Below are 20,921 nucleotides of genomic sequence, written 5' to 3'. Positions count from 1 at the left end.
TCTAATTTTTATTCAAAGATAAAAAACACTATTCATCTTCTTCACTGATTTCAATGCCAAACTTTACTAAAAAGTCGTTAAACTTTTGTTTATACTTTCTTTGTGCCTCTTCTACAATTTCATCTGCATCTTCATTAGATTCTATTGCTTCCAGATTAAACTGATTTTTAACCCAATCTTGAAATTCTTCTTTGTTTTCGCTTTCTTCATAATATTCCTCATCTTGATAGAAATACGCTTTATCAAAGTCAACAGAAATTTCAGTGTCAAGAGTCAGAAGCTGAATCAATTTTTTAGTATTTTCTGCCACAATATGAACTCCGCCTTCGTCTCCAAAAACTACAATTGGACAATTATTCAAATCTTCATCAATAAGCCAATATGCATAAGAACTTCCTGAACCGTTTGCACCCGCAAATTCGATAAAACTATTATAGAATTCTTCTTCCTCAGACCAAGTTTTTATTCCTGTTTTATCATTAGTAATAGTGAGCCCAAAACATTCAGAATACGTTTCTACTCCATATTCTTGTTCAAATTCATAGAGTTTTACTAAATCTTCGGGCAATTTATAATGACCAAATTGAACTGCAAATTCTTCTAATGAAAAACTGTTGTCATAGTCTGCATATTCTCTTTCATCTTCGTCGTCATCTTCATCTTCGACTTCCGGAGTTGTTAATATTTCAAAAGTTTTCATGACAGCATTTTTTACGCAGAAAAATTCAATTCCTTGCGCATTTTCGTCATTCATCCATTGGTATTTTGGATCTCCATTTTCATCAAGATATTCCAGAATAATCATAATTTCTTCATCATCATGGCACCATAAAGCACGCATTCTGATGTTAAAACCATTGGAAATTTCTTCCGAAATCTGACTGTATTTTTTCCCTTCATAATCAAAAGGAATAAACAAATAAGTTGTTCCCGAAATATGTCTAACGATTTTTCCGTTCTCTTTTAATTCTTCATTTTCAGACAGAATATCAACCATATTGATAAACTGATTACGGAAATCAGCATAAGAATATTTCTCTTTTTTATCGTAATCTAAGATTGAAAGTCCTTCTTTAAAAATATCTAAATAATTATTACCTAATATTTCACTACCATAACTTGAAAACTCAAGAAAAGCATCGTCTACAATATCAGATAATTTATGAGTTGACGGTAAATAATTCTCAACAGTAATAATAGATCCGTCTGTGTCTTGAACATTACTGCAAATCAAAATATCGGGCCTTCCAGCACTTATAATTGCTTGAACATCTGTAAAACGTTCAAAATGAAGCAACATATCATCAGTATAAATTAACCACGCAATAAGATCTCCTTTTACAAAAAGCTCTCCATGATTATACTCTCCAACAAGTGTATCACACTGCAAACCACCGCCTAAATAATGAACACTGCCAAACAAATTAATATTGACTGTTGTTGTTTTTCCTAAAACAATTAAAGCAGGAGAATTGTCTGTATCATAAGAACTAATCAATTTTGAAACCGTTAGATTTCCTTTAAAAATAAATCCTAAGATGAAAATATGAGAATGTTCTTCCGTGCTAAAATCCATTTCAAATAAATCCATTTCTACATCATCTTCTGCTAATAGAAATATAGGATTTTCTTCATAATCAGGAAAACGCCAAGTATCTTCAAAAACATTATAAATTTTCTGATTTTTGAAATCGGTTAAATCTCCAATAATATTGTGCGCTTCGTGTCGGTTAATTACTTTGAATGTAATACCTGAAAACACCATAGTTTCAAAAGGAACTTTTTCTTCTTTAATCATAATTTGGGCTTATAATTTGAATGTTTGAACAAATCTAGCAATTATCTTTTTTTATTAAAATTTTACTGACGATAAAAAATAAAAACTCCGTTAAAAACGGAGCTTTAAAATTGAATTAGTAAGCATTTAAAAATTATTTCTTATCATATACCAATAATGGTCCGTCACATATGCTCCAAGCACTATACAAACTTCCAATATCGTTAATAATATATAGATTCTCCTTTAACGCAGTACAAGAACCAATTATATCACTTTGAGCACTATAACTTAACTCAAACTTTGTTTGATCTGTCGTTTTCATTACAGAATAAGTTCCTGAAATGGTTGTAGTTTTTCCATCTCTTTTTCTTGTTTTAGAAAATGTGTTATTAGAATTAAAAATATAAGATTCCTCCCATTCTAAAATATCTATAGAATTTGCCGCAGGATTATTACTGCCCATTCTTATTAAAGTCCATTTACCAATATAACTTTCAGATGATATGTCGTCGCTGTCAGAACAGGAAATAAGAGAAATGAGCATTACAATTAAAAGTCCAATTTTTTTCATATTTATAGTTTTTGATTGTTAACTATTAATAAGAGTTTACTTGCTTAAAATAGTTGCGTCTTTATTTTACAGCTTAACGATAACTTAATATTCAAAGACTTGAAAGCAACAATTCATTTTCAAAATTCCTAATTAAAATCTATCTTCGCTTTTCTAAATAAAAAGAGTCAAAAAGAAAGAAATATTGAATATACTTTCTCTTTTTCCTTTCTTCTTGACTCTTTTATTCTTGGCTCTATAAAATCTAAATTTTCGAATGTCTAATAATCTTCTAGAAACTCCAATAGAATACTTAAAAGGTGTTGGTCCTAGTCGCGGCCAGTTACTTCGTAAGGAATTGGGTATTCATAAATATGGAGATTTAGTCAATCTTTTTCCAAATCGATATATTGACAGAACGCGTTATTACAAGATTAACGAATTGCAAAATACAGGTTCTGAAGTTCAGATTATTGGAAAAATCATTCATATTAAAACTGTTGAATTTGCCAAAAACAAAAAACGTCTAGTAGCAACTTTTGTTGATGATACTGGGCAAATTGACTTAAACTGGTTTCAAGGCCATAAGTGGATACGCGAAAGCTTAAAGCTAAATGAAACTTTGGTGATTTTTGGAAAATGTTCGCTCTACGGAAGCCAGTTTAGTATGGCACATCCTGAAATCGAATTGTTAAGCGAGCATGAAAGAAGTTTACGTTCGGCTATGCAACCTGTTTATCCTTCAACAGAAACTTTAGCCAATAAAGGCATTTCAAACCGCACCATTAATAAAATGATGGAGCAACTTTTCTTAGAAACTCAGGCGCTTTTTACCGAAACCTTTCCTCCTTTTTTAATCGAAGAATTAAAACTGATTCCAAAACGTGCGGCATTATTTAATATTCATTTTCCGAAAAGCGCTGAAATTTTAGCGAAAGCACAGTTCAGATTAAAATTTGAAGAATTGTTTTTTATTCAGTTGCAATTAATTACTAAAAATCTTATTCAAAAACATAAAATAAAAGGACATCCATTTGACAAAGTGGGCGAACTTTTTAATGAATTTTATAAAAATCATTTGCCTTTTGATTTGACTAATGCTCAAAAAAGAGTGATTAAGGAAATCAGGACCGATATGGGAAGCAATGCCCAAATGAACCGCCTTCTTCAAGGAGATGTTGGTTCAGGAAAAACGATTGTAGCTTTTATGAGCATGCTTTTGGCTATTGACAATGGTTTTCAGGCTTGTTTAATGGCTCCTACAGAAATCTTGGCCAATCAGCATTTTCTTGGTTTGTCTGAGTTTGCTAAAACATTAAATATCAATATCCGAATATTAACAGGTTCTACTAAAACTTCTGAAAGAAAAATTATTCATGAAGAACTGGAAAACGGAGAACTTAAAATTTTGATCGGAACTCATGCCTTATTAGAAGATAAAGTAAAATTTCAAAATTTAGGCCTTTCTGTAATTGATGAACAGCATCGTTTTGGTGTAGAGCAAAGATCTAAACTGTGGAAGAAAAATGATATTCCGCCACACGTTTTAGTCATGACTGCCACTCCTATCCCGAGAACTTTGGCAATGAGCTTATATGGCGATTTGGATATTTCTGTTATTGATGAATTACCTCCAGGAAGAAAACCAATTCAGACCGTGCATCGTTTTGACAGTAATAGATTGAAAGTCTGGAAATTTCTTCGAGATGAAATTGCAAAAGGAAGACAGATTTATATCGTTTATCCGCTAATTCAGGAATCAGAAAAAATGGATTATAAGGATTTAATGGATGGTTACGAGAGTATTTCTCGCGATTTTCCGTTGCCTCAATATTCAATTTCCATTCTTCACGGAAAAATGAAACCAGCTGATAAAGATTCTGAAATGAAGCGTTTCTCAGAAGGAAAAACCAATATTATGGTAGCTACAACGGTTATCGAAGTTGGCGTAAACGTACCAAACGCCAGCGTAATGATTATAGAAAGTGCCGAAAGATTTGGGCTTTCGCAATTGCACCAGCTCCGCGGACGTGTTGGCCGTGGCGCTGAACAAAGTTATTGCATTTTGATGACTGGACATAAATTAAGCTCTGATAGCAAAACCAGAATGGAAACAATGGTTCAGACCAATGATGGTTTCGAAATTGCCGAAGTAGATTTAAAACTTCGTGGTCCAGGCGACATGATGGGAACTCAGCAAAGCGGTGTTTTAAATCTTCAAATTGCAGATATTGTAAAGGATCGAGAAATTCTTTCTTTGGCTAGAAATTATGCTATGAAAATCTTAAAAGAAGATTCTGCACTTCAAAAACCTGAAAATGCTATTCTAAGAGCAATTTTCATTGAAATGACCAAGAAGAAGAATATCTGGAATTATATTAGCTAGATACTAAGATACTAAGTTTCTAAGACGCTAAGGTTCTAAAATCCTTAAAAAGAAAGGTTCAAAGGTTAATTAATTAACCTTTGAACCTTTCTACTTTTAATCTAAAAAACTTAGCGTCTTAGAAACTTAGCATCTTAAAAAAATACTTCATTGAGCCTCATATTCATGTGATTTAGTTTTGCTGGGGGAACAAATTTAAGGGGTGAATATTTTTTATCAGACACAATGAAGTATATAAGCTTTTGTTACTTTTTTGCGTCATTTTTCTTCTCAAAAAGACCACTAAATAAGCCTTTGCTAACTTTATTTTTATCATCCTTGCCTGTTGCAATCAAATGATCGATGTATTCCATGTAGGTTTTCTTTCTTTCTTCTAGAAAACCTACAAGATATTCTTCAGAAGCATGCAAACCACTGGTTTCTTCAATCTGCAAAAGCTTTTTGTACAAAGGCTCAATAAATTTCACAATAATATCATTTGGAACCGATTTTCTAGTTCCAAAGAAACCTACAATTTCACCATCTGTGTCCGCAACAATTTTAAAATCAGTTACTACCCAATAATAACGTCCAGTTTTTGCCATGTTTTTTATGATAACATGAATATTTTCACTGGATTTAATACTGTCCCATAAGAATTTAAAAATCACTTTTGGCATGTCTGGATGTCGCACAATATTGTGAGGCTGACCTACAAGTTCAAATTCATCATAACCAGAAACATCTATAAAGTCTTCATTGGCATATAAAATGGTTCCTTTTTTGTCAGTTTTACTAAGCAGCACTTTATTCTTATTCCAATCAACTTCTCTATCAGAAGGTGTCGGACGGTTTAATCTGGCATCCATAAATTTTACAATTAAATTAATCTACAGTTCAATTAAGTATATAAAATGAATCATTAAACAATTCTCAATTTAATTCTATCTCCAAAACAAGCAGAATATTTCTGATTTTACGGAAAACCGTTTCTAATTCATTTTCCAACCATTCTGGAATCTGATTGTTAACAGCGAGATTAAGATTATGAATGTCAGTCATAATCTGTATTAGTTTTTTATATTGAAAATCGAGATCGTAAACATGAGAATTACCTCTATAGTTTTTAAAAATTTCTCTTACTTCTATTTCAAATTCAGATTGAGCGCCAATTTTTTCGATTGAATTTAATGTAATGCTTTCATTCAAAAAATCATCAATAATTTTTTTTAGATTATGCAGCGTAGGAACTGCAGTTGGTAAATCATACTTAAACATATAACAGGCTTAAAAAATTAATATTACTTTGGGGAGCTGGTTCCGGTTCTAATCGGAAATTAATTTTTCTAACTTCTGGTGTTTGTAGATTTTACATGAATATCATTAACTAAATCATCAATTTTCTTGGCACTTTCTCTCATCATTTCAAGATAAGTAAGCAATTTGTCATTGTCTGTATGCCCTTTTGAAACATCAATAAGTTTTAAAACTGAATTTACAGGAAGCTTTAAATCTAAAGTTGTTCTATGTATAAAATCGTTGTAATCTTTTGTAGCTGACATTGAACTGTATTTTGCTGAAGCTAACTTCATGTTTTCCAGCTCGTATTCATCTGAAATTTTTGAGATATGATTTTCACTGTGTTCTTTAAAATAATACGCCCAATATCCGTTCATAAAAAATACCACAGTAGCCAAAACGGTATGGATTACTAAGGTCTCCATATCAAAATTAACTTGCGAAAAATAAACCTGAAGCCCATTGGCATCATTATAAATAAAGTTTTGAAGATACGCCAATCCTGCATGATGCAATACAACCAATAAAGTCAGTGGAATTTGAAGTCTCCAATTCTGATAAATAATCAAGATTGTACTTGCAATGAACACAGTAAAATGCATTTCGAACATTCCGTGCATCTGGTAAATGTATTGTGCCATAAAAATAGCTAGAACTACAGACAAAACATATTGATAGAATTTGGAGTTTTTCATGAAAAATTTTGCTGAGTAATACATCAAAAGATTCAGTGTTCCGACTCCAACGCCAATTTCGAAAGTATCGTATTTAAAAGACAATCCGATACCGAGAAGAAAATATACCGCAAGTACATAATTAATAATTGTATCTGATTTTTGTGTCATTGTAGACATAAAACTGTGCAGATAATCTTGTTCGTTTAAGCTAGCTTTTGTTTTCATGGGAATTTAGATTTAGGTTTTTGGAAATAGTTATTTAGTACATTTTGGTAATGAGCATCCGTAAGCTCTAAGAGCTAAAGCATTAAAAGATGGGTTGTGGTTGTCTTTTCTCCCAAGAAGAGAATCTATCGCCATTTGGGCATAATTACTTTTAGTATCTGTACAATATCTAGTTTTATTGTAATTGCCTCTATAATATAAATTGTGAGACTGATCTAGCAAAACGGCCTGAGGTGTAGAGAAAACACCACATTTTTTAGCAATTGCTTCATCAAAGTAAACGGGAATCTTAGCATCAAACTTTTGTTGAATCTCATCAATCGTAAAATTTTTCTGTTTGTTTAAAACCACAATTTTAAAATTGATCTGATCTCCGTATTTTTTAATCAAAGCACTTACATGAGGCACGTTGAATCGCGAACATGGACATTCGGGATTGAAAAAATGTATAAAAATGGGTCTATTGTCAAATGCACAGCATGGTCCTAAATCAATTTTTGATCCCATGGCAATAGCATGATAATTTTTTGGTATTGGAGTTGGCAAACTGTATTTAAACTCGTTTTGCCAAAACAAATAACCAATTGAAAGAAGTAAAAATGCGAACCATAAAGTTAGAAGTAATTTTTTCTTCATAAAATCATTTTTTTATTATTTAAACAACAAAGAATAAACACTTGTTAATATAACATCTAGCTATATTGTGTAAAAAACCAAAAAAAACAACTTCTACTTACATTTTTTAACAGTAATACTATATAAAACTTACAGCAATTCTGAAAAATCCGATCATTTTGTTTAACGTATCAATGTTACAAATAAAATCGATAAAGTGCAAAAAAAATCAGACAAAAAGCTTATTTTTTTTCTAAGGCAAGAAACAATGTGTCTTCACAACAGAAACCCTATTATTTTTTTGAAAAAAAAATTAACCTTCAATTAAACCTTTTGACCCAACTGTAGTCTAAATGCAAACCTTTGTACATACAAATGTTAAATAAAAGCCAACAGCTTTCGATTTCGCACCAAAAAGTTAAATTTGTAAGCTTACTAAAAACACAAACCTAAAATCTATATTCACCTCAATTTTATGAAAGTAAAACACCTCATTTACACCCTTTTAATTATTACAATTGGAGGTTTTATTACCTATAGAATTATTTCTAATAAGGGTAAAAACGACGACTCCAAAAAATTCAACGACAAAAAATCTCCAACAACTGTTAATGGAATCGTAATAAAAACAACCACTTTTGACAATAATCTTGCTTTATCAGGATCTATTGAAGCAAATGAACAAATTGAAATTCATAGTGAGGTTTCAGGAATTGTGGAAGGAATATTCTTTAACGAAGGTGCCAATGTATCAAAAGGACAAGTGCTTTTAAAAGTAAACGATATCGAACTAAAAGCACAATTAAGACAGGCTATAACTAGAGAAGAATTGGCTGCCGAAAATGCAAGAAGAGCAAAATTATTGCTTCAAAAAGAAGCAATTAGTCAAGAAGAAGCAGACGTTGCCAAAGCCGATCTTGCTTCTGCTCAAGCGCAGAGCCAATTAATTAGAGCACAGATTTCTAAAACTTCTGTAAGAGCTCCTTTTTCAGGAAAAATTGGTTTGCGTAATATTTCTCCAGGAACTTACATCACTCCTACTGTTTTAGTAGCAAAATTGGTTAATACCAGTAAACTAAAAATCACTTTTTCTATTCCAGAAAAATATGCTTCAGAAGTAAAATCAGGATCGGTAATCGATTTTAAAGTTTCTGGTTCAGATAAAACATACAATGCAAAAATTTATGCCATCGAACCAGAAGTTGCCGTTGCTACACGTACACTTCAAATTCGTGCTTTGGCTGATAATACCGATGGAAAACTTTTCCCTGGAACTTTTGCTGATATCAAATTGCCTTTAAACATTATTAAAGATGCTATTGTAGTTCCTTCTCAAGCGATTATTCCAATTCAAGACGGTAAAAAAGTCTTTATTGCAAATAACGGACAAGCAAAAGAAGTAATGGTTGATGCAACAACAAGAACAGATTCTTCTATCTTAATTCTATCAGGGTTAAAACCGGGAGATACTTTGATTACAAGTGGTGTTATGTCTTTAAAAGACGAAGCTCCTATTAAAGTTCAAGTAAAATAGTTCTAAAGCCAAAAGTCAAAAGTCGAAAGACTTGAATATAGATTTAAAGATGGTAGTCAAGATTTAGCAATAAATCCTGAAATCTAAAATCGACAATCTAAAATCTAAAATCACAAATGAGTTTATCAACTACAAGCATAAAAAGACCTGTTTTAACCATAGTACTGAATTTATTAATCATTTTATTCGGTCTTATTGGTTATACGTTTTTAGGAGTCAGAGAGTTTCCTTCTATTGACCCTGCACAGGTATCCATTCGTACCAATTATACGGGTGCCAACTCCGACATTATTGAATCGCAAATTACAGAACCACTTGAAAAAGCGGTAAATGCAATTGACGGAATTAGAAACATTACTTCATCTAGTAACCAAGGAAGCAGTAACATTACAATAGAATTTAATCTTGACAAAGATTTAGAAGAAGCGGCAAACGATGTTCGTGACAAAGTTTCGCAAGCCATTAGAAGTTTACCGCAAGATATTGATGCACCACCAGTTGTATCTAAAGCCGATGCAGATAGTGAGGCTATTATTTCTATGACTGTTCAAAGTGACACTAGAAACTCTTTAGAGTTGAGTGATTATGCAGAGAATGTTATTTCGCAACGATTAGAAACCATTCCGGGTGTTAGTGCTGTCCAAATCTGGGGGCAAAAACGTTATGCAATGCGTTTATGGATCGATCCTGCAAAACTTTCTGCTTACGGTTGTACGGTTTCAGATGTGCGCACGGCTTTAAACGCACAAAATGTCGAATTGCCTTCAGGAAAACTAACTGGAAACAATACCGAATTAACCGTAAAAACGGTTGGAAACCTTTCTAAACCAGAAGAATTCAACAATATTATCATTCGTACAGACGGTGATAAAATTGTTCGTTTAAGCGATATTGGTGGCGCAGAATTAGGTCCAGAAAATTTAGAAACAAAATTAAGCCAATCTGGACTTCCGCTAATTGGTCTTGCAATTGTACCAATGCCAGGAGCAAATTATTTGGACATTTCGGCTGAATTCTATAAAAAATACGAAGCTTTAAAGAAAGATCTTCCAAAAGATATTAAACTTAATATTGCGCTAGATAATACCATTTTCGTAAAGAAATCAGTACTTGAGGTGGCTGAGACTTTAGGAATTTCAATTATTCTGGTTATCATTATTATTTATCTGTTTTTTAGAGACTGGGCTATTGCATTCAGACCTTTAATTGATATTCCGGTTTCTTTAATTGCTACTTTCTTTATTATGTGGCTTTTTGGATTCTCTATAAACGTTTTAACCTTATTAGCTATCGTTTTGGCAACTGGTCTTGTTGTGGATGACGGAATCGTAGTAACGGAGAACATCTTCAAAAAAGTCGAAGAAGGAATGTCACCTATTGAAGCAGCTATTAAAGGTTCTAATGAAATTTTCTATGCCGTAATTTCTATTTCGGTAACCTTGGCAGCGGTATTTTTGCCTGTAATTTTCTTAGAAGGTTTCGTTGGACGACTCTTTAGAGAATTTGGGGTCGTAATTGGAGCCGCGGTATTAATTTCTGCCTTTGTATCCTTAACTTTAACGCCAATGTTAAATGCTTATTTAATGAAAGGCGGCGAACAGAAAAAATCGAAATTCTATATTAAAACAGAGCCGTTTTTCGAAAAAATGAACAGCAGTTATGCCGAAGCTTTAACAAAATTCATGGATAGAAAATGGATTAGTTTCCCTATTCTTATTGCTTGTTTTGGATTGATTTATTTATTCTTTACTATTCTTCCAAAAGAAACTGCTCCTTATGACGACCGAAGCTCTGTAACCATGCGTATGACAACGCCTGAGGGCTCTTCTTATGAGTATACAGATAAATTTATGCAGGAGATTTCGAGACTAATTGATGACTCTATTCCAGAGAAAAAAGTTAGTTTGGTTATTACTTCGCCAGGATTTAGTTCGAACTCTGTAAATAGCGGATTGGTAAGGCTTACTTTAAAAGATGTTGACGAAAGAAAGAAATCTCAAAAAGAAATCGCCGATCAATTAACCAAATGGACAAAACAATATCCGAATGCTAAAACTTCTGTAACGCAACAACCAACGATTGCCGTAAACAGACGTGGAGGTTTGCCGATTCAGTACATTATTCAAGCTCCAAACTTTGATAAATTAAGAGAAAAAATTCCTTTGTTTATGAATGAAGTGGGTAAAAGTGATGTGTTTTCTACGACTGACGTAAACTTGAAGTTTAATAAACCAGAAATCAACGTTACAATTGACCGTGCAAAAGCAGAAAGTTTGGGAATTTCTATTCTTGATATTGCTCAAACTTTACAGCTTTCTTTAAGCGGACAGCGTTTTGGCTATTTCATTAAAAACGGAAAACAATATCAGGTAATTGGACAATTTGACCAAAAAGACAGATCTAAACCTTTGGATTTGACCTCAATGTTTGTGAAAAACAAAAATGGCGAACTGATTCAGATGGATAACGTTGTAAACGTATACGAACAAAGTAATCCGCCGCAATTGTACCACAATAACAGATACATGTCTGCAACAGTTTCTGCTGGTTTAGCGCCAGGGAAAAGTATGGGCGAAGGAATTGAAGAAATGGACCGAATTAAAGCAAAAGTTTTAGATGAAAGCTTCACTACAGATTTAGCTGGAGAATCCCGAGATTTCGTAGAAAGTAGTTCTAATACTTCTTTCGCTTTCGGATTGGCTTTATTGTTAATCTTCTTAATTCTAGCAGCACAATTTGAAAGTTTCATCGATCCTTTTATCATCATTTTAACGGTACCAATGGCAGTAGCAGGAGCTTTATTCTCACTATGGCTGTTTAATCAGACTTGGAATATTTTTAGTCAGATTGGTACGGTAATGCTAATTGGTCTGGTAACCAAAAACGGTATTTTGATTGTAGAATTTGCCAATCAGTTGCGAGAACAAGGAAAACCAAAATTAGAAGCTATTTTAGAAGCTTCAGAAGCACGTTTACGTCCAATTTTAATGACGAGTTTAGCCATTGCTTTAGGAGCACTTCCAATTGCACTTTCTCTTGGAGCGGCATCGACTAGTAGAATTGGTATGGGAGTTGTAATTGTGGGAGGAACTATCTTTTCATTGGCTTTAACGCTTTTTGTAATTCCTGCAATTTATTTTATGTGGTCAAGAGCAAGAAAGCATTATCCAGAATTTGACCATATTGACGAATACGAAAGAGAAAGCATTAAATAAAAACCAGAAATATACTTTCTGGTTAAAGAAAACGAATATGAATATCAAAAAAATATATTGTACAGTACTTATCCTGCTTTTTTGTGCAATTCAGACAAAGGCACAGGAAGTTCTTACTATTGAACAAGCTATGACCATAGCTTTGGAAAATAATTTTGAGATTAAAATTGCCAAAAACAATTCTAAAATAAACGAAACAAACGTTACCATTGGAAATGCAGGAATGTTGCCTACTGCAACGGCAAGTATTACAGACAATAACAATCTTACGAATTCAACACAAGTACGTCAGGATGGTACATCAACGACATTGAACAATGCCAAAAATAACAGTTTAAATTACGGTGTTAGTTTAGGATGGACTGTTTTTGATGGAATGAAAATGTTTGCCAAACTAGACCAGTTAAAAGAGCTTCAAAAATTGGGAGATGCAGAACTTAAAAGAACGATTTTGCTTAAAATTGCTCAGGTAAACTCTGCTTATTACGATTTGGTTCAGCAACAGCAACAGCTTTCAGCGTTAGACACAACAATTGTAATTTCGAACCAACGTTTAACTTTGGCTAAAAACCGTTTTAGTATCGGGAAGGCTTCAAAATTAGAAGTTTTAAATGCACAAGTAGATTTAAATTCTGACCAGGTGGCTTTGCTAAGACAAAAAGAAACGTATGCCAATAGCAAAATTTTATTGAATCAATACTTAGCTCGTGATCCTAAAATCGATTTTAAGGTTACTGATGAAGTAAAAGTGGATAATAAATTAATTTTAGCAGATTTAATGGATTTGGCTCAGAAACAAAATCCAGGTTTAGAATCGCAAATTATTAATAAACGTATAGCCGAATTACAGCTTAAACAAGTAAAAGCAGACCGTTATCCTACTTTAAGATTAACTTCTGGATATAATTTCTCTGAAAGCCAGTCTAGTTTAGGTTTTACCAGCGAAACTTCTTCAAAGGGTTTAAATTATGGTTTTAATGCTTCTATGAACATTTTTGATGGTTTTAATCAGCATCGAAATGAAAAAGTAGCTAAATTACAGATCGAAAATTCGCAGATTGCAATAGAACAGCAAAACACAATTTTAAATACACAATTAAGTACTGCTTTTCAAACGTATTTAACCAATTTGGAATTGATTGGTTTAGAAGAAAACAATGAAGCTATTGCCAGACAGAATTTGGAAATCACATTAGACAAATTTAAAATCGGAACCATTACAACACTCGATTTTAGAACTGCTCAGTTAAATTATGTCAATGCAAAAGTGCGTTACAGCAATGCACAATACGAAGCAAAATTATCTGAAATTGCCTTAAAAGAATTAGCGGGAAATATTAACTTTTAATTTTCCTTTTAAAAATCAAATATGATCTGCCGAATCTGCTAAATCTGCGAGCTATTTTTCTCTCACAGATTTAGCAGATTTGGCAGATTTTTTTTAATGTTAGCAAACATTTTTAAAGAAAAAATTCTGTTTGTATGATCTCAAATCATCCATAATTCTTGGTGCTGAATATTTTTCTATTTTACACACAGCAGAATATTTTTTTAATTTAAATTTGTTTCAAAACATACTTCAATGATTACATACAATACCAAAGACTGGTTCACCTTTATTTTTCATTTTCATAAATCGGATACCGTTCGAAAACTGTTTACGATTATGATTGCAATTGGAATATATGCCACAATTGTATGTTATCTTGAACTTCAATATTTTAAGGTAACCAAAAACGATTATATTTATAATATTCCGATGATGCACGGAATGCTTGGTTTTGTGATTTCACTTTTACTTGTTTTTAGAACCAATACCGCTTATGACAGATGGTGGGAAGGTCGAAAACTTTGGGGCGGACTTGTAAATAACAGCCGTAATCTAGCTATAAAACTTTCAGCAATTTTAAAAGACGAAAATGACAGAAAGTTTTTTAGAAAATTTATTCCTATGTATGCTGAAATTCTGAATATCCATTTAAAAGACGAAGAAACTAGCAAACAGCTTTTTGAAGATGTTGATTTGGAAATTGACCATCACAAACACAAACCGAATCAGTTAAAAAGAATAATGTATCATAAAATCAACGATTTGTATGATGCTGGAAAAATATCTGGCGATCAGCTTATTACAATAAATGAAGAATTAGTCGCTTTTACAGATATCTGCGGAGCTTGTGAGCGCATTAAAAACACACCTATTCCCTACTCTTACAGTGCTTTTATAAAGAAATTCATCTTCTTTTATACTATGACCCTTCCGTTTGGCTATTCTGTTAGTTTAGGATATTTAGTTGCGCCTGTGGTGGTTTTTATCTTTTATGTATTGGCCAGTTTAGAGCTTATTGCCGAAGAAATTGAAGATCCGTTTGGAAATGACGAAAATGATCTTCCAACAAGAAAGATTTCCGAAAACATCAAAAAACACGTTGAAGAACTGATTTAATAAAACGTTAAATCTGCCGTTTATATCCTTATTTTCATTAAATTTAAAGTCTCCACTAAAAACAAAATTTAATGAACAATCAACGATTCTTAGTCAATCCGCTCCAATTATCGCAAGAAAAATCATTAAAGACTCTTGTCGAAAACAGAACTATTTACAATTTGAATCATTGTGAATTAAATTTGTTTGAAACCTACGAATCGACTAAAATGGTTCCGTTAAAATTTAACGATTTAGTGGTGACAAGCATGCTAAGAGGCAAAAAAGTAATGCATCTTTTTGATGATCCTGAATTTGAATATCTGCCTGGAGAAACAGTAATTGTTCCTTCAAACGTAGAAATGAAAATTGACTTTCCGGAAGCCTCCAAAAGCAATCCAACTCAATGTCTGGCGCTAGCAATTGATCAATCTAAAATCGTGGAAATCTTAAATTTCTTAAATGAACAATATCCGAAAGAGGGAAATAACATGTACTGGCAGTTAAACTATCAGAATTATTTCTTTTACAATAATGTCGAAATGGCTGCGACGATTAATAAGCTCATCAAAGAATGCATGAGCACATCGATCACCAAAGATATTTTTGCCGATCTGACTTTAAAAGAATTATTGATCAGAATTATTCAAACGCAGACTGTAAAATCTCTTAATGAAGGAAAATTTATTGAAAACAATAATCCAATTACAGAGGTTACAGAATATATCAAACAGAATTTAAAAGAGAATATAAGTTTGAAATCACTAAGCGAAAAAGCTTGTATGAGTACCACTTCTTTTTATAGATTCTTTAAACGAGAACTCGGAATGAGTCCAATTGAGTATATTTTGAATGAAAAAATAAAATGTGCTAAAAACTTATTGAAGAATCCAAGCTTACAAATCAACGAGGTTTGTTATTTAGCTGGTTTCGAAGATGCCAACTACTTCATTAGATTATTTAAAAAATACGAAGGAATTACACCAAAACAGTATCAGTTACTTTATATAAATTAGGCGCAAAGTAACAAAGATACATAGGTTCAAAGTTTTGAAAACCTTTGCCACTTTGCAACTCTGAACCTTTGTTACTTAAAAAAAAGTCACTGGTTCTAAATCTTTCTCTTCTTCGGGAGTAAAAATTCTATATTCGATTTGAAAAGTCTTTTTTAATGGAGTTTCTAAAGAAAAACCTCCTACTCCAAATGCGTCAATTACGGTAAGAGTAAAGTGAGCATGTTTCCAGTATTCGAATAAATCTTTGTCTACCCAAAATTCAACATCTTCAACCTTACCAATACAAACATCTCCAGTTCGCTGATAATAACCTCCTTTTTCAAAACACTGCGGTTGTGTGCCTTCGCAACATCCTCCAGCTTGATAAAACATCAAATCACCGTGTTTTTCTTTTAGAACATTAATCAGTTCGACTGCTTTTTCTGTGGCATCAATTCGTTTAATCATCGCTATAAAAATTAAAAAAAGCAGTAAACTCAATTAAGATTTTACTGCTTTAACATAACCAACTATTTAGGACTGTGCTATATCTAGCACAATTCTTCCTTCTATTTCACCTTTTTTCATTTTATCAAAAACGGTGTTTACATCTTCTAGTTTTGAAGTTGTTACGGTTGCTTTCACTTTGCCATCAACAGCAAATTCAATTGCTTCCTTCATATCTTTTCGGGTCCCTACAATAGAACCTCTAATGGTGATTCTATTTAATACGGTATCGAAAATAGACAAATCAAAATTGCCTGGAGGAAGTCCGTTTAATGCCATTGTACCTTTTCTTCTCAATGTTTCAAGCCCTTGTTTGAACGCAATTGGAGAAACTGCGGTAACCAATGCCCCATGCATTCCACCAACCTCTTTCTTTAAGAATTCTCCAGGATTTTGATTTTTAGCATTAACAACCAAATCGGCACCTAATTTTTTTGCCAGTTCCAATTTATCATCTCCAATATCAATTGCAGCCACATTCATTCCCATAGCTTTTGCATATTGCACAGCAACGTGCCCTAAACCTCCAATACCAGAAATTGCTACCCATTCGCCAGGTTTTACCTCAGTTTCTTTTAATCCTTTATAAACCGTAACACCAGCACATAAAATCGGAGCCATTTCTATAAAATTCACATTAGAAGGCAAAATTCCAACATATCTGGCATCTGCAATTACATATTCTGCAAATCCACCATCTACGCTATAACCGCCATTCTGCTGACTTTCGCATAAAGTTTCCCAGCCTGTAATACAATGATCACAGCCTCCGCAGGCACTGTATAGCCAAGGCACGCCAACAGCGTCTCCTTCTTTTACGTTTTTTACGTCCTGTCCAACTGCAACAACGTAACCAACGGCTTCGTGCCCTGGAATTAAAGGCATTTTAGGTTTAACTGGCCAATCCCCATCTACAGCATGTAAATCGGTGTGGCACACTCCACTTGCAATTACTTTTACAAGAATTTCATTTCTACCTGGGCGTTTTACTTCAACTTCTTCAATTTGTAGAAGAGAACCAAATTCTCTAACGACCGCAGCTTTCATTGTTTTTGGAAGCATAATTCTATGGTTTTAAGAGAATAGAAAACTTTTTTAGCTTTCTATTCTCAAGTTTATATTCTTTTAGAAGAATCCTAGTTTCTTTTTATCGTAAGAAATCAGCATGTTTTTGGTTTGGCGATACTGGCTCAGCATCATTTTATGATTTTCACGGCCAATTCCAGATTGTTTGTAGCCTCCAAACGGAGCTCCTGCAGGATAAGAATGGTATTGATTAATCCAAACTCGACCAGATTGAATCGCTCTTGGAACCTGATAGATTTCATGTGCATCACGAGTCCAAACTCCAGCTCCTAAACCATACATGGTATCATTTGCAATTTCGATCGCTTCTTCGGTAGTTTTAAAAGTCGTAACTGCCAAAACTGGCCCGAAAATTTCTTCTTGAAAAATTCTCATTTTGTTGTGACCTTTAAATAAAGTTGGTTTGATGTAATAGCCACCTTCTAAATCGCCACCCAATTTATTTTCATCACCACCAGTCAATAATTCTGCTCCTTCTTCTTTTCCTAATTTGATATAAGACATGATTTTTTCTTTCTGAACAATCGAAGTCTGAGCGCCAATCATAGTAGATTTATCTAACGGATTTCCAGCAATAATAGCTTCTGTTCTTTCAATTACTTTTTTGATAAACTTGTCGTAAATATCTTCGTGAATTAATAATCTAGAAGGACAAGTACAAATTTCACCTTGATTTAAAGCAAACAAAACAGCGCCTTCTACAGCTTTGTCAAAGAAATCGTCATCGTGATCTGCTACTGATGGGAAGAAAATATTTGGAGATTTTCCGCCCAATTCTAAAGTAACCGGAATAATATTTTCTGTTGCATATTGCATTACCAAACGTCCTGTAGTAGTAGAACCTGTAAATGCCGCTTTTGATACTTTTTTATTGGTTACTAACGGACGACCTAATTCTGCACCAAAACCATTTACAATATTCAGAACTCCTGGAGGAAGAAGATCACCAATTAATTCCATTAAAACCATAATAGATATTGGCGTACTTTCTGCTGGTTTCAAGACAATTGTATTTCCTGCCGCAAGAGCTGGAGCAATTTTCCAGACTGCCATTAAAATTGGAAAATTCCACGGAATAATCTGCGCCACAACACCTAGAGGTTCGCTTAACGCAATAGAAACCGTCTGTGAATCTAATTCTGCTATCGAACTTTCTTCTGCACGAATAACTCCAGCAAAATATCTAAAGTGATCAATTGCTAACGGAATATCGGCCGCAAGTGTTTCACGAATTGGTTTTCCGTTATCAACCGTTTCAACTGCAGCGATATATTCTAAATTGTCTTCTATTTTTTGTGCAATCTTATTTAGTAAAATACTCCTTTCGGTTACAGAAGTTTTTCCCCAAGTTTTAAATGCTTCATAAGCAGTATCTACAGCCAATTCGAGATCTTCTTTTCCAGAATGTGCTGCTTTTGTAAATACTTTTCCATCAATTGGAGAAACAACATCAAAGTATTCTCCTGTAATTGGCGCTACAAATTTTCCACCAATATAGTTATCGTATTTTGCCTTAAATTCAGGTCTTTTTACTGCGGTGCTCATAATATTCTTTTTTTGATTTACTCCAAATTTAGTTTCATAAAAAGAAACAGAATAGCATTATTCATTCATCTTGTAGCACAAAAATTACACATTCGTTTTTTTTAGTCTTTTATAATAATCATTTATCAAAATTTTAATCTATAAATTGCTAAATAATTAGCAGGCAGCATTTTTCAGTCATTTAAAAACAACTAGAAAAAACTACTCAATTTTTTCCTACTCCAATGCGCAATCCTTATATTTGTAACCTCATACAAAGAATTAAAGAACTACAATGAAAATATCTTACAACTGGTTAAAACAATTTATTAAAACAGATTGGACATCTGAGCAGACTTCTGAATTACTAACAGATTTAGGTTTAGAGGTTGAAGTTGTCGAAAAATACGAATCAATAAAAGGAGGTTTAGCAGGCGTTGTTGTTGGACACGTGCTAACATGCGAAAAACATCCTGATGCTGATAGATTGAAAGTTACCACCGTTAATATTGGTTTAGAAGCTCCTGTACAAATTGTTTGTGGTGCTGCAAATGTGGCTGCAGGACAAAAAGTGCCTGTTGCAACAATCGGAACTGTTCTATACGATAAAGATGGTGCAGAATTTACCATTAAAAAAGGAAAAATCCGCGGACAAGAGAGTCACGGAATGATCTGTGCTGAAGATGAATTAGGTCTAGGTACAAGTCACGACGGAATTATGGTTTTGGCTGAGGATTTAGTTCCTGGAACACCTGCTTCTGAAGTTTTTCAAATTGCAAATGACGAAGTTTTTGAAATTGGATTGACACCTAACCGTGCCGATGCTATGAGTCATTTTGGAACTGCACGCGATTTAAGAGCGGGAATGTTGCAGCGTGGCGTAAACATAGAATTGATTACACCTTCTGTAAGCAATTTTAGAGTTGACATGCGCACCCTAAAAATTGATGTAAATGTTGAAGATAATCATTTAGCTCCAAGATATTGTGGTGTAACTATTTCTGGAATTTCTGTACATGAATCTCCAAGCTGGTTACAAGATCGTTTAAAAGCTATCGGATTAACTCCAAAAAATAATATTGTTGACGTTACTAATTATGTTCTTCATGAATTAGGGCAACCTTTACATGCTTTTGACGCAGCAAAAATCAACGGAAAAATCATTGTAAAAACAGCTACTGAAGGAACTAAATTTGTTACTCTTGATGACGTTGAAAGAACACTTCACAAAGAAGATTTAATGATTTGCGACGAAAAAGGTCCGCTTTGTATTGCAGGTGTTTTTGGCGGTAAAAAATCTGGCGTTTCTGAAGGAACTACTTCTATTTTCTTAGAAAGTGCTTATTTTGATCCTGTGAGCATTCGTAAAACAGCAAAAAGACATCAATTAAGTACAGATGCTTCTTTTAGATTTGAAAGAGGAATTGACCCAACGATTACAGAATATGCTTTAAAACGTGCAGCGCTTTTAATTCAAGAAGTTGCTGGCGGAAAAATTACTTCTGATGTTGTAGAAGTGTACCCTAAAAAAGTGGAAGATTTTTCTGTTTTATTGAATTTTAGCCATGTTTCTAAAATTATCGGACAGGAAATCCCAAAAGATACGATTAAAAAAATCTTGGTTTCTTTAGATATTAAAGTAAACAGCGTTTCTGATACTGGTTTAGGTTTAACAATTCCTGCATATCGTGTAGACGTTCAGCGTGAAATTGACGTAATCGAAGAAATCTTGAGAGTTTACGGTTATAACAACATTAATTTTTCTAAGAAATTTAATGCTACAGTAGCAAATTCACCAAGAACAGAAGATTATAAAGTACAAAACGTAATTGCTTCTCAGTTAAATTCGCAAGGTTTCCACGAAATGATGGCTAACTCATTGACAACTGCAGCTTATGCGAAATTATCTGCTTCATTAAAAGAAGAACATAATGTTTCAATGTTGAATCCGTTGAGTAGCGATTTAGCGACACTTCGCCAGTCTTTATTATTTTCTGGCTTAGAAGCGGTTTCTTATAACATTAATAGAAAAAATTCGGATTTAAAATTATTTGAATTCGGAAAAACATATCACAAGTATTTAAACGGATATGAAGAGCATAAACACCTTTCTTTATTAGTTTC

The 20,921-nt window shown here is 33.2% G+C and carries 16 protein-coding genes; 7 read left to right on the top strand and 9 right to left on the bottom strand.

Annotation, left to right across the window (positions count from 1 at the left end):
• Positions 1-28: 28 nt before the first annotated feature.
• Positions 29-1,798: a hypothetical protein gene (locus B3J44_RS15150; protein WP_286969359.1), complete on the bottom strand. Its 1,770-nt coding sequence runs from the start codon at positions 1,796-1,798 to the stop codon at positions 29-31.
• Positions 1,799-1,931: 133 nt separating this feature from the next.
• Positions 1,932-2,351 (bottom strand): hypothetical protein, encoded by a 420-nt coding sequence (locus B3J44_RS15145; protein WP_286969358.1) that lies wholly within the window; start codon positions 2,349-2,351, stop codon positions 1,932-1,934.
• 256 nt (positions 2,352-2,607) lie between these two features.
• Between B3J44_RS15145 and recG the strand changes: the two genes are divergently transcribed.
• Positions 2,608-4,716: an ATP-dependent DNA helicase RecG gene (gene recG / locus B3J44_RS15140; RefSeq protein ID WP_286969357.1), complete on the top strand. Its 2,109-nt coding sequence runs from the start codon at positions 2,608-2,610 to the stop codon at positions 4,714-4,716.
• A 245-nt stretch (positions 4,717-4,961) separates the two neighbouring features.
• Here recG and B3J44_RS15135 read toward each other — a convergent pair whose 3' ends face one another.
• The 4 genes from B3J44_RS15135 to B3J44_RS15120 form a co-directional block, all read right to left on the bottom strand.
• Entirely contained in the window at positions 4,962-5,564 is a 603-nt protein-coding gene (locus tag B3J44_RS15135; protein ID WP_286969356.1) for a PAS domain-containing protein, read from the bottom strand.
• 64 nt (positions 5,565-5,628) lie between these two features.
• On the bottom strand, positions 5,629-5,973 hold the full coding sequence (locus B3J44_RS15130) for a hypothetical protein (RefSeq protein ID WP_286969355.1): 345 nt from the start codon (positions 5,971-5,973) through the stop codon (positions 5,629-5,631).
• Positions 5,974-6,041: 68 nt separating this feature from the next.
• Positions 6,042-6,896, bottom strand: a complete 855-nt coding sequence (locus tag B3J44_RS15125) for a hypothetical protein (RefSeq protein WP_278021721.1) — start codon at positions 6,894-6,896, stop codon at positions 6,042-6,044.
• A gap of 30 nt (positions 6,897-6,926) precedes the next feature.
• The gene (locus B3J44_RS15120) at positions 6,927-7,532 is read right to left on the bottom strand and encodes a TlpA family protein disulfide reductase (RefSeq protein WP_198855745.1); all 606 of its coding nucleotides are present in this window, start codon (positions 7,530-7,532) and stop codon (positions 6,927-6,929) included.
• Between the two features lie 454 nt (positions 7,533-7,986).
• Here B3J44_RS15120 and B3J44_RS15115 point away from each other — a divergent pair, with 454 nt between their 5' ends.
• From B3J44_RS15115 to B3J44_RS15095, 5 genes are all read left to right on the top strand, one after another.
• Positions 7,987-9,045, top strand: a complete 1,059-nt coding sequence (locus tag B3J44_RS15115; RefSeq protein WP_286969353.1) for an efflux RND transporter periplasmic adaptor subunit — start codon at positions 7,987-7,989, stop codon at positions 9,043-9,045.
• A 116-nt stretch (positions 9,046-9,161) separates the two neighbouring features.
• A complete protein-coding gene (locus tag B3J44_RS15110) occupies positions 9,162-12,260 on the top strand; it encodes an efflux RND transporter permease subunit (protein WP_286969351.1) in 3,099 nt (1,032 codons plus the stop codon).
• Between the two features lie 37 nt (positions 12,261-12,297).
• A complete protein-coding gene (locus tag B3J44_RS15105; RefSeq protein ID WP_286969350.1) occupies positions 12,298-13,608 on the top strand; it encodes a TolC family protein in 1,311 nt (436 codons plus the stop codon).
• Positions 13,609-13,842: 234 nt separating this feature from the next.
• Positions 13,843-14,706, top strand: a complete 864-nt coding sequence (locus B3J44_RS15100; RefSeq protein WP_198855749.1) for a bestrophin family protein — start codon at positions 13,843-13,845, stop codon at positions 14,704-14,706.
• A 71-nt stretch (positions 14,707-14,777) separates the two neighbouring features.
• Positions 14,778-15,701, top strand: coding sequence for an AraC family transcriptional regulator (locus tag B3J44_RS15095; RefSeq protein WP_286969349.1), 924 nt, complete (start codon positions 14,778-14,780; stop codon positions 15,699-15,701).
• A gap of 75 nt (positions 15,702-15,776) precedes the next feature.
• Here the strand turns inward: B3J44_RS15095 and B3J44_RS15090 are convergent, their stop codons facing one another.
• The 3 genes from B3J44_RS15090 to B3J44_RS15080 all read right to left on the bottom strand — a co-directional run bounded on the left by B3J44_RS15090 (position 15,777) and on the right by B3J44_RS15080 (position 18,818).
• Positions 15,777-16,148 (bottom strand): DUF779 domain-containing protein, encoded by a 372-nt coding sequence (locus tag B3J44_RS15090; protein WP_286969347.1) that lies wholly within the window; start codon positions 16,146-16,148, stop codon positions 15,777-15,779.
• Between the two features lie 66 nt (positions 16,149-16,214).
• A complete protein-coding gene (gene adhP, locus B3J44_RS15085) occupies positions 16,215-17,249 on the bottom strand; it encodes an alcohol dehydrogenase AdhP (RefSeq protein ID WP_286969345.1) in 1,035 nt (344 codons plus the stop codon).
• Between the two features lie 63 nt (positions 17,250-17,312).
• The gene (locus B3J44_RS15080) at positions 17,313-18,818 is read right to left on the bottom strand and encodes an aldehyde dehydrogenase family protein (RefSeq protein WP_286969344.1); all 1,506 of its coding nucleotides are present in this window, start codon (positions 18,816-18,818) and stop codon (positions 17,313-17,315) included.
• A gap of 274 nt (positions 18,819-19,092) precedes the next feature.
• On the opposite strand from B3J44_RS15080, the gene pheT reads away from it, so the two are divergent.
• Positions 19,093-20,921, top strand: a 1,829-nt coding sequence (pheT, locus tag B3J44_RS15075; protein WP_286969343.1) for a phenylalanine--tRNA ligase subunit beta, incomplete at its 3' end; no start/stop codon positions are given.

It is taken from the genome of Flavobacterium sp. UBA4854 (assembly GCF_002399805.1).
Taxonomy (GTDB): Bacteria; Bacteroidota; Bacteroidia; order Flavobacteriales; family Flavobacteriaceae; genus Flavobacterium; species Flavobacterium ginsengisoli.
This window is presented reverse-complemented; position numbering and strand designations above follow the sequence as displayed.

Excerpts from the sequence above, each read along its gene's own strand:
- B3J44_RS15150 (WP_286969359.1), bottom strand. The coding sequence starts at position 1,798 with ATGATTAAAGAAGAAAAAGTTCCTTTTGAAACTATGGTGTTTTCAGGT.
- B3J44_RS15145 (WP_286969358.1), bottom strand. The coding sequence starts at position 2,351 with ATGAAAAAAATTGGACTTTTAATTGTAATGCTCATTTCTCTTATTTCC.
- recG (WP_286969357.1), top strand. The coding sequence starts at position 2,608 with ATGTCTAATAATCTTCTAGAAACTCCAATAGAATACTTAAAAGGTGTT.
- B3J44_RS15135 (WP_286969356.1), bottom strand. The coding sequence starts at position 5,564 with ATGGATGCCAGATTAAACCGTCCGACACCTTCTGATAGAGAAGTTGAT.
- B3J44_RS15130 (WP_286969355.1), bottom strand. The coding sequence starts at position 5,973 with ATGTTTAAGTATGATTTACCAACTGCAGTTCCTACGCTGCATAATCTA.
- B3J44_RS15125 (WP_278021721.1), bottom strand. The coding sequence starts at position 6,896 with ATGAAAACAAAAGCTAGCTTAAACGAACAAGATTATCTGCACAGTTTT.
- B3J44_RS15120 (WP_198855745.1), bottom strand. The coding sequence starts at position 7,532 with ATGAAGAAAAAATTACTTCTAACTTTATGGTTCGCATTTTTACTTCTT.
- B3J44_RS15115 (WP_286969353.1), top strand. The coding sequence starts at position 7,987 with ATGAAAGTAAAACACCTCATTTACACCCTTTTAATTATTACAATTGGA.
- B3J44_RS15110 (WP_286969351.1), top strand. The coding sequence starts at position 9,162 with ATGAGTTTATCAACTACAAGCATAAAAAGACCTGTTTTAACCATAGTA.
- B3J44_RS15105 (WP_286969350.1), top strand. The coding sequence starts at position 12,298 with ATGAATATCAAAAAAATATATTGTACAGTACTTATCCTGCTTTTTTGT.
- B3J44_RS15100 (WP_198855749.1), top strand. The coding sequence starts at position 13,843 with ATGATTACATACAATACCAAAGACTGGTTCACCTTTATTTTTCATTTT.
- B3J44_RS15095 (WP_286969349.1), top strand. The coding sequence starts at position 14,778 with ATGAACAATCAACGATTCTTAGTCAATCCGCTCCAATTATCGCAAGAA.
- B3J44_RS15090 (WP_286969347.1), bottom strand. The coding sequence starts at position 16,148 with ATGATTAAACGAATTGATGCCACAGAAAAAGCAGTCGAACTGATTAAT.
- adhP (WP_286969345.1), bottom strand. The coding sequence starts at position 17,249 with ATGCTTCCAAAAACAATGAAAGCTGCGGTCGTTAGAGAATTTGGTTCT.
- B3J44_RS15080 (WP_286969344.1), bottom strand. The coding sequence starts at position 18,818 with ATGAGCACCGCAGTAAAAAGACCTGAATTTAAGGCAAAATACGATAAC.